8 protein-coding genes are annotated in these 9,864 nt (G+C 64.1%); all 8 read right to left on the bottom strand.

The features are described 5' to 3' along the window. Positions 1–670: 670 nt before the first annotated feature. Positions 671–2,005, bottom strand: a complete 1,335-nt coding sequence (locus Q1L59_RS12385; protein ID WP_300332612.1) for a sigma-54 dependent transcriptional regulator — start codon at positions 2,003–2,005, stop codon at positions 671–673. Beyond that, complete coding sequence (locus tag Q1L59_RS12380) at positions 2,002–3,873, bottom strand: ATP-binding protein (RefSeq protein WP_300332610.1); 1,872 nt, start codon at positions 3,871–3,873, stop codon at positions 2,002–2,004. Before Q1L59_RS12380 ends, Q1L59_RS12385 begins: the two co-directional genes overlap by 4 nt. A gap of 122 nt (positions 3,874–3,995) precedes the next feature. Continuing rightward, positions 3,996–4,736: a molecular chaperone TorD family protein gene (locus Q1L59_RS12375; RefSeq protein WP_300332608.1), complete on the bottom strand. Its 741-nt coding sequence runs from the start codon at positions 4,734–4,736 to the stop codon at positions 3,996–3,998. Further along, positions 4,733–5,398, bottom strand: coding sequence for a 4Fe-4S dicluster domain-containing protein (locus Q1L59_RS12370; protein WP_300332607.1), 666 nt, complete (start codon positions 5,396–5,398; stop codon positions 4,733–4,735). Before Q1L59_RS12370 ends, Q1L59_RS12375 begins: the two co-directional genes overlap by 4 nt. 10 nt (positions 5,399–5,408) lie before the next feature. Then, entirely contained in the window at positions 5,409–7,976 is a 2,568-nt protein-coding gene (locus Q1L59_RS12365) for a molybdopterin-dependent oxidoreductase (protein WP_300332605.1), read from the bottom strand. Beyond that, on the bottom strand, positions 7,973–8,818 hold the full coding sequence (locus Q1L59_RS12360; RefSeq protein ID WP_300332603.1) for a hypothetical protein: 846 nt from the start codon (positions 8,816–8,818) through the stop codon (positions 7,973–7,975). Before Q1L59_RS12360 ends, Q1L59_RS12365 begins: the two co-directional genes overlap by 4 nt. Positions 8,819–8,822: 4 nt before the next feature. Next, complete coding sequence (locus Q1L59_RS12355; protein WP_300332601.1) at positions 8,823–9,182, bottom strand: hypothetical protein; 360 nt, start codon at positions 9,180–9,182, stop codon at positions 8,823–8,825. 93 nt (positions 9,183–9,275) lie between these two features. Continuing rightward, the gene (locus Q1L59_RS12350; protein ID WP_300332599.1) at positions 9,276–9,740 is read right to left on the bottom strand and encodes a hypothetical protein; all 465 of its coding nucleotides are present in this window, start codon (positions 9,738–9,740) and stop codon (positions 9,276–9,278) included. Between the last annotated feature and the right edge of the window lie 124 nt (positions 9,741–9,864).

Raw genomic sequence — 9,864 nt, 5'->3', positions numbered from 1 at the left:
CGTTGGGGTTGGGTAGTATCCATCTCGCGGGCCTTATGATCTTGGTCTCGATAACCACATCATGCCAGAAGTGGCAGCCCGCGTCCCCCGCTCTTGCCTCCAGCCGCGGAAAATTGGCTTCGCACTGCGAGTTTTGCAAGAGGCTCATTTTTCATTGCATGCGCCATTTGGTCGGAATGGGTGTAGGTGCACGCGAGGTGGAAACATTATTGGGTTATCTCGTGACCAGCGTGCTGGCTCTTCGCTTCAGTACAGAATCAGGCGAGAAGTGCTGCATTTTCCATGCTGCATCTTCAAGGAGGTGGTTAAAGGCGTTCTGGCGTGAATGAAGATATCGAGTTCGTGAAGACGACCAGACGTTTGCCCGTGTTCCTCGCTCTCCCGATGAGCTACAGCGTCTTCTCGCGAAGATACGCGCAAGTCCAAGCTTGATTGTCAGGCTGCCGTACGGTAGGGGCGCGAATCATGGAATATCCCCGCTTGCCGATAGGGACCTTGTTTTCGGTCGGCGCTAGACCATCGTTCGCAGGGACGGAGCTACGAGGGCCAGGGTGGCAGTGCTGGCGGAGAAACTGGCGGAGAAGCTGCCGGTTGCCGAGCGAACCGGGCTTGGCTTGCCCGGGTGCGACCAGGCTGTGCGATCTGCGCACGCGCGGGTTACGCGCCGGTTTCAGAGACTCTCGCCGTGGCGCTCGAGCAGGCGGTAGACGTGCCTTTCGCTGATTCCCAGTACCGTCGCGACTTTCAGGCGGTGGCCGCCGTAGCGGACCATGACCTCGCGCAGGTATTCGCGCTCGATCTCGTCCAGTGTTGGTTCGTGCTCGAAGCGCAGGACGACCTCGCCGGTCTGCTCGCGCGGGATGAATGCGAGGTGCTCAGCTCTTACCTGGGTTCCCGGGCGGGCGAGGATGACGGCGCGCTCGATCGCGTTGCGCAGCTCGCGCACGTTGCCTGGCCAGTCGTACGCGCTCAGGATGCGTAGTGCTTCGGGGGTCAGCGTCATCGGCCCGGTGCGCGAAAGCAGGGCGAGAAAATGACGCGCCAGCGGTTCGACATCTTCACGGCGTGAGCGTAGCGTCGGTGCGGTGATGACGAAGCGCGACAAGCGGAAGAACAGGTCGCTGCGGAAGCTGCCGCTGCGGCTCATGGCGCCGATGTCGCGGTTGGTCGCCGCGATGAAACGTGCGTCGGTGGTCAGTGTCTTGTTGCCGCCCAGGCGACGGAAGGTGGAGGTTTCCATGACGCGCAGCAACTTGGCCTGGATGGCGGTGCCGATGTCGCCGATTTCGTCGAGGAAGAGCGTGCTGCCGGCGGCTTCCTCGATCAGCCCTTTCTTCTGCCGATCGGCGCCGGTAAAGGCGCCGCGTTCGTGGCCGAACAGTTCGGACTCGAAGAGGCTTTCCTGCAGGCCGCTGCCATCGATGGCGACCAGTTCGCGCTGGGCGCGCGGGCTGCGGTCGTGAATGGCCTGCGCGATCATTTCCTTGCCGGTGCCCGATTCGCCGAGAATGAGGACGGTCGTGTCGGTTGGCCCGACAGCGTCGATCATCGCCTGCACCTCGCGCATTGCGGCGCTTTCGAAAACGAGCGGCCCGGGACGACGCGAGGCGAGCTGGGTGCGATAGAACTGATTCGACTCGCGTAGCTCGGCGGTTTCCAGGACGCGGCGGACGGTCAGTTCGAGTTCGTCCAGGTTTACCGGCTTGGTCAGAAAATCGGCGGCGCCGTGGCGGATGGCGAGGACGGCGTTGGGGATCGATCCGTAGCCGGTGAGGACGATCACCGGGTACTGGCTACGGATCTCGGCGAGAATCTGCTCGGCGTTGCTGTCCGGCAGCTTGTAGTCGAGGATGATCGCGTTCGGTTCGATTTCGCCCAGCTTCTGCTGTGCCTCGGCCCACGAGCCGGCGCCGACGGCGGCAAAGCCCATGCCCTCCATCTGTCGACGCAGCAGGCCATTGAACAGCGTGTCGTCATCGATGATGAGCAGAGTCTTCTTCTTCACGCGACCTCCTCGATCGCCATCTCGGCCAGCGCCAGGCGTATGCGGAAACGCGTTCCCTGATTGACCGCGCTGTCGACGACAATGTCGCCACCCATGTGCTCGACAAAGTTCTTGACGATGGTCAGTCCCAGGCCAGTGCCGCTGACGCCGTCGGCGCGCCGGCTGAAGAACGGATCGAAGATGCGCGCGACGTGCTCGGCGTCCATGCCGATCCCGGTATCGCCGATTTCGATGACCGCGCGGCCCTGCTCGGTGCTCAGGCGCGCAGTCAGGCGGCCGCCATGGTGCATGGCATGGTGCGCATTCTGGATCAGGTTGAGGAAGATCATGCGAACTTCGGCTTCGTCGGCGAGGACGCGCAGCGCTTGCCGCGGAAGTTCGAGTTGCTGTTCGATGCCGTGGGTTTGCGCATCGAATTCCAGCAGGCGCAGCGTATCGCTCAGCGCTTCGTTGAGGACGACCAGTTGCAGGCTGTTGCTCGGTGGTCGGGCAAGGAGCAGCAGGCGGCGGGTGACCGCGATGCAGTTGTCGATTTCGTGGTCGATCAGCCCCATGTAGTCGACGATCTGGTCGACCGCCAGCTCGCGCTCGCGGATGTCGCGCACCAGACCCTGTACGCCCAGGCGAACCGAACCCAGCGGGTTGTGAATCTCGTGCGCGATACCCGCCGCGAGCAGGCCGAGTTCGGACAGGCGCTGCTCGTGCGAGACGCGCGCCGCCTGGCCGAGATCGCGCACCGATTCGACGACATAGCGCTCGGTCTGTCCATCGTTGTCGATTTCGACGAGTACGGCGTGAATCTCGGCCGGGAAAAGGCTGCCGTCGGCGCGCTGGTGGTGATGACCGGCTTTCAGCGTGGCGCCGACCTGCTGCAGTTCGCTCAGCGGACACACCACCAGCGTCGCGACGCAAGCTTCGTTGCGCGCGTGGCTGGCCTGGTGGCAGGGGCGATCGAGGATCTCGTCCGGCGTGCGGCCGACCTGCTGGGCGAAGGCGCGATTGGCCAGGACGACTTTCTTGTCGGCAACGCGAATCACGCGCACCCCGTCGGGCAGCGCGTCGAGCAGTTGCTGCAGATAGCGCTGTTGCGCCTCGGCCAGGGCCAGCTGGCGCGCCAGTTGTTCGGCCATGCTGTTGAAGCTGGCGGCGGCGCGGCCGATCTCGTCGGGCGCGACGATCGGCGCACGCGCCGTCAGGTCGCCGCCGGCGAGCGCGCGCGTCGCTGCGTCCAGTCGGGCAAGCGGCGTAATCACGTGGCGACGCAGGAGCAGCCAGAGTGTGGTCAGCGTCAGCCCGATTACCGCGGTTCCGGCGAGCAGCAGTAGCGCGGCGCTGCGCCAGGCGCTGTCGCGAATCGGCGCCGCGTCATAATCGACGACCAGGACGCCGTTGACCGGATGCGTCGCCACCGGGCCATGGCAGGGCAGGCAGGGCGGTCGATTCGGCACCGGGTTGATCGAGCGCAGGACCTCGCCGCGGTCGCCGGTGTGCTGGAAGCGGCTTACCGGGCTGCCGGCGGTGGTTGCGCCTGCTACTTCGGCCATCTGCTGACCGAGCTTGCGCGGGTCGGAGGCAAAGCGCACCTCGCCGCCCGGCGCGAGAATCAGCACGTCGCGAATTCCGGGGAGTTCGCCGAGTTTGCCGACGATGTCGCGCAGGCCGTCGACGTCGCGCTTCAACATGGCGTTTTCCCAGGTCACCTGCAGCATGCGATTGAGTTGCAGCGACGCTTCGGCACGCCCGCGTTCGAGTTGTTGCCGGTAGAGGCCAAGGAAGAGCAGGCCGAGGAGCAGCGACGCGCCGCCGGCGGCGAGCAGGACGCCGCGCAGCAAGCGACGGCTCAGATTGGTGTTGCGTCGGGGGGTCATGCCGGCCGACGAATGCGCATGCGCGCGGCCGGCGTCAGAGCAATTCTGCGTGCAGCGGCATTAACAGCCAAGACGACCTCCCCGGCAAACGGACGGCAGACTCCTCCACCGGCGGCGGAATTCTACCAGCTTGGCGCAGCGCCTCCCGGCACAAAGCGAACCGGGGCGACGAACGGGTGGCGCTGACTGCGCGGCTGCAGACGTTCGACGATCTCTTCGGGTGTCGGGCGCGGCTCGTGCAGTTGCTCGGCCAGGTGGTCGCGCAATTGCTGGCACCAGGAGTTGGTCAGAATTGCCAGCGCCGCGTAGAACTGCTGCTCGCAACGCGCGGCCAGGCGTGTGGCGAAGTCCGGTAGCCAGCGCAGCAGATGCTCGTCGAGAAACGCAGCCAGCGCGCGCAGGCCGGCGTCGTCGCGCAGCACCGCCAGGCGCCGCGCGAGAAACTGCAACTGGAAGACCAGGTGGTCGTCCGGCCGCTTGCGCCAGTCGGGAACGGCGAAGCCGCAGGCGGTGTACAGATCGCGCAACTCGAACATCGCTTCCTGACAGATCAGATGTTCGTCCGACAGCCAGACCGACTCGCAGGGTGAAGCGCCGTAGGCGCCCGTCAGGTAGATGGCGGCGAATTCGGCCGCCAGGTCGTCGATTGGAATAGCCGGATCGACGCAAGCGAGCACCGCCGTGCGCATCAGTGTGAAGGCTTCGGCCTGCGCGGCATTCCTCGGCAGGAGGGCGAGGTTGTCAGGGAAGCCGATCGCCGCCAGTTCGCGCAGGACTGGCGGGGTGAGCTCGCGCTCGTGCAGCGCGGCAAGCGTGGCGGCGTCCTCGGCCAGGGCAAGCGCCACTTCGAGCGTCAGGCTCATTCGACGCGCCCCTTGCTGTGCGGGATGAAGGCAATCGACGGCGTGGTCAGCTCCGGGTTGGCCATGTTCTTCACCTGGCGGACCGGCTTGTCGTGTGGTCCGATCGCCGGCGTTGGATGCGTGCCTTGCCAGAGTTTGTCGATCGGGCCAATGTCGAGGACGCGCATCATGCAGGCCATCACGCAATAGGGCTTGCGATTGGCTTCGAGTTCGTCGATACACAGGTTGCACTTCTTGACGATCTTTTCGATCGGGTCCCACTGCGGCGCGCCGAACGGGCACGCCGCTTCGCAACGGCGGCAACCGATGCACAGCGTCGAGTCGATGTCGACGACGCCGTTATCGGCGCGTTTCCAGATCGCCCCGGTCGGACACGTCGGCAGGCATGCCGGCTCGGCGCAGTGGTTGCACGACATGTTGACCTTGTAGGCATAGACATCGGGGTAGGTCCCGCCCTCGATGTACATCACGCGCCGGAAGCGCGGGCCGGGCGGCAGGCCGTTCTTGTCTTTGCAGGCGATCTCGCAGGCGCGGCAGCCGATGCAATCGACATTGTTGTGTACAAAGCCCAGCTGTACGGCCGGTTTTACCGGCTCGTAGGTCTGTGCCACCTTGCGTTCGAGGGCAACCTTGACCTCAGCCATGTCGAGTTTGTTGTTCATGGTCGTCTCCTCACGCGTCGCGCCGGAAGATGTAGGCGCGCGAAGTGGCCAGGCTGTCCCAGCCCGGACGATGTTCGAGGTTTGTCTTCTTCAGGTTGACCAGAATCGTGTTGTAGGCAAAGGCGCCGGCGGGCGAAGGTTCGTCCTTGGTCAGAAAGTCCGGGTTGCCGGCACGATCGACGCCCTGTCGGTCGCGATCCATCCAGACGCCCTCGTGCAGGACGACGACGCCCGGCATGCAGCGCTCGGTGACGTAGGCCGGTACGACGACCTTGCCGCGTGCATTCCAGACCTCGACGATGTCGCCAGTGACGATTCCCAGCTTGCGCGCATCGCTCGCATTGAGCGTGATCTCCTGCTGATAGGTTTCGCGCAGCCAGGGGATGTTGTTGAAGATCGAGTGCGTGCGCCAGCGCGGATGCGGGCTGACCATGTGGAAGGGGTACTCCTTGACCGAGGCGTGGCCCATCCATTCGAAAGGCTCGATCCACTTCGGAATGGCTGGAATCGGATAGCCGTATTGCGTCTTCGTCCAGTCGGTGATCTCGGCGAGGACGGTCGAAAAGATCTCGATCTTGCCCGAGGGAGTCTCGAAAGGCTCGTCGTCTTCGATCTGCTCGCGGAAGGCGACGTGCGGCTGGTCGAGAATGAACTTGTACACGCCGCGCTGCTTGAACTCCTCCCACGACATGGTGACGCCCTGGTGTTCCTGCACGCGCTTCCACCAGGCGTCGAGGTAGGCTTCGTCGACCGGGTCCGGATTGTCCCAGTACGAAGGGTCGGCACGCGGGTTGTAGCGCTTGCCGAGGTCCTTCAGCGAGGGGTCGAGCTTCTCCAGTCGGTAGCAGAGCTCAGTGAAGATCTGGAAGTCGGTCTTCGATTCGCCCATCGGCTCGATTGTCTTCGGCCGGTGAATGTAGTAATGGCCCTTGTACCAGGGCAGAGCGACATCGTGGCGTTCGAAGTGCGTGGCGATCGGCAGCAGCACATCGGCCCAGAGGCCCGAGGGAGTGATCGTCGAATCGGCACAGACGACGAGTTCGAGTTTCTTGACCGCCTCGATTTCCTTGTTGATGTTGGTCAACTGGTTGAACCAGTCGGAACCGTGCCACCAGATCGCCTTGATGTTCGGGATCTTGCCGTCGAGTTCGTCGTCGCGTGGCCACAGGCCGACTTCCTCGCGCTTGACGTTCGGGTAGTTGAGGACGCAGTGCGCCCAGCGATCGGACTTGATCGATCCCCACCAGACGTTGGCAAATTCGTCGTACGGATAGGCGACCGACTCGGCGTGCCAGCCCTTGCCGACGCCTTCGGCCGAGCCGCCGAGGATGCCGATGTTGCCGGTCATCGCCTGCAGCGCGGCTGCCATCCGGTTGTACTGCTCGCCGTAGGCGTTCCGGCCAGGGCCCCAGGAAGCCTTCAAGGCGGCCGGTTTGGTGCGTGCGTAGAGGTCGGCCAGCTTCTTGATGTCGTCGGCCGGAACGCCACAGATTTGCGCCGCCCACTCCGGCGTTTTCGGCGTCTGGTCGTACTTGCCGAGAATGTAGTCCTTGAAGTTCTCCTGGCCCTTCGCCCAGTCGGGCATCGTTCCTTCGTCCATTCCCTGCACGTAGCCGTCGATGAACTCCTGATCCTGCAGCTTGTTGGTGAAGATGTAGTGCGCCATGCCGGCGAGCATCGCGGCGTCCGTGTTGGGCCGGATCGGGATCCACCAGGCGTCGTAAGCGGCGGCCGAGTCGGTGTACTGCGGATCGACGACGACGAACTTGCAGCCCTGCTGCTTGGCCAGCCGCATGTAGTAGAACGTGTTGCCGCCGTGGAAAGTGTAGGCCGGATTCCAGCCCCACATGATGATCAGCTTGCTGTAGGCAAACGCGTCATCCTCGTTGCCGTCCTGAATCGTGCCGAAGGTCCAGCGCGAACTGGCCGTCGTTCCCTGGTAGCTGGGCACCGACCACGAATTGGTCCGGCAGCCGAACATGCCGAGGAAGCGCGCGAGCAAACCCTCGATCTGATCCGACTTGTGCAGCACGCCATACGAGGTTCCGGCATAGGCCTGGTCGAGGATCGCGGTCGGTCCGTACTTGCTCTTCAATTCAACCATCTTGGCCGCGATGTGGTTCAGCGCGTCGTCCCAGGAGACGCGTTTGAACTTGCCTTCGCCGCGCTCGCCGACGCGCATCATCGGGTAGAGGATGCGCTCGGCCGAGTACAGCCGTGAACGATACGAGCGGCCGCGCAGACAGGCGCGCAACTGCGGTTCGGCGACCGTGTCCTTGCCGAAGGCGCCGCCAATCTGGTAGCGACCGTCGTCGGTCGACAGACGGACGATCACATCGCCCTTCTTGTGGGCAACCAGCATGTGGCGAGAACCGCAGTTGTGGTCGCACGAGGTGACTACCGTCGTCAGTTGATCGTCGGTGTAATGCGGCGCATAGGCGAAGGCGTTCGCCGGCTTGCCGTCGAGCGCCATTTCGAGCAGGCCACCGCCAGCCGCCGAGAGCGCGGCGCCGGCCGCCGTCGTCTTCAGGAAACTGCGTCGCGCCGGGTTGAGGATGGCGACCGGGGGGGTTTTCATGGCTTCTGCTCCGTCTTCAGGAAACGCGCTTCCGATTGCCTGGCCCGTCCCTGCGCCCAGTCGGGCGTTTCGGCCGGCATGTCGGGCCAGGGATTGCGCGCGTAGGGGTAAGCGATGCGATACCAGGGGCGGCCGCCGTGGCAGCCGAAGCAGACATCGCCACCCTTCCTGGCCTCCTTGCCGGCCAACGCGGCGGCCTCGATCGCCTCCGCTTTCAGATAGTTCACCTTGTGGCGGGTCGTGCGGATGGCGGCGTGACAGCTCAGGCAATCGTTTTCGAACATGTCCTTGGCCTCGTGCCAGGCCGCCGGCAAGCCCATGATCTCCTTGGCCGGCATCTGCCCGTGACACTTCAGGCAGGTGGTCTCCGGATTGACCTGCTTGCGCAACGTGAAACCGACATCGCTTTGCGGCGCCGAAGTCGCCGATGCGCCCTGCGCTTCCTCGCGCGGGTCGTGCCCCTGGTGACAGGTGTTGCACTTCAGGTCCATCAACTGCTTGGCCAGCGGCGTCACCAGATGCCGCCGATGGAAGGTATCCTGTTCGCCGCTGTAGGTGCTGATCCGCTGGTACCAGGCCAGGCTGTCCGCGGTCTTTACGCCGGCCGGCGAACTGGTGCGCGGTTTGTCCTCGAGCACCTCCTTGTGGCAGGCCAGACACTGGTCGTCACGCGCCGTTTCGATGGCCGGTTTGAAGTGGAGCGGGCTGTAGCTCGCCCGCAGGTGTTGGCCAGCCTTCTCGCTGTCCTGGCTGGCCGCCGTGCTCGTCGGCTTGTCCGACTGACTGCACGCCGCGGCCAATGCGACGAGGCCGGCGATGATCCAGTTGCGCAGTTTGTTCATGATCTTACTTCTTCGCAGTGGGCGAGCCGCTGGCGGGGGCGCCGTGCAGTTGCCGCAGATCATAGTAGCCGGGCATGCCGGGCTGATTGAACGGGGTGTACCACGCTCCCTGCTGGTCGAGGAAGCCCAGGCTCTTGGGTATCGGTTCGCTGACCCCGGCCAAGGCGCGCTTGCGCCATTCGGCACCGGGCGAGAATTCGACGATCGCTGGTGCTCCTGCGGGTCGCTGGTAAGGGGCCAGCCCGGCAACCAGGGGCGGCGAGGTGTTGCCTGCCGCCGCCTGTCCGACCGGTACCGCCGCTGGCTGCGCAGCGAGCAGCGATGGTGCAAGCAGCAGCAAACCTTTCAAGCTACCGAATTTCATGACTTGCCCTTCAGACAAAAACAGGCGCGGGAGGGGGGAGAAATGCTCCGCTTCTCCCGCGCCCAACTGCGCACAATCCGTCTAAGCCTAAGCTTACTTCTTGCCTTCCATGCCCGACATTCCAGACATGCCCGACATGCCGCTCATCCCCGACATGCCGCTCATGCCCGACATGCCCTGCTGCTTGGCCTTGGCCTTGGCTTTCTTGGCTTTCTTGGCCTTCTTGCCTTCCATGCCTTCCATTCCGGACATCCCCTTCTGGCCGGACATGCCGCTCATTCCGGACATTCCGGACATGCCTTTCTGGCCTTCCATGCCGCTCATGCCGCTCATGCCCTTCTGGCCGGACATGCCGCTCATGCCGGACATGCCTTTCTGACCTTCCATACCGCTCATCCCCGACATGCCCTTCTGTCCTTCCATGCCGCTCATGCCGGACATGCCCTTTTGACCTTCCATGCCGCTCATGCCGGACATGCCTTTCTGATCGGCCGCGACGGCCGCGCCGGCGAGTCCGATGGAGAGCAGGGAAGCAACGATGATGGACTTGATTTTCATAGCAATGTGACCCTTCGAAGAGTTGGTTTGAGTTTGCCATGCTCCGCCTTCAGCGAAGCGGAACCGAGCACGCCTCCCAGGAGTGAGCATGCTCGGCAAGGATCATGCAGGTTCCATGCCCGCC

The organism is Accumulibacter sp., assembly GCF_029255125.1.
In the GTDB taxonomy this organism is placed as follows: Bacteria; Pseudomonadota; Gammaproteobacteria; order Burkholderiales; family Rhodocyclaceae; genus Accumulibacter.
This window is presented reverse-complemented; position numbering and strand designations above follow the sequence as displayed.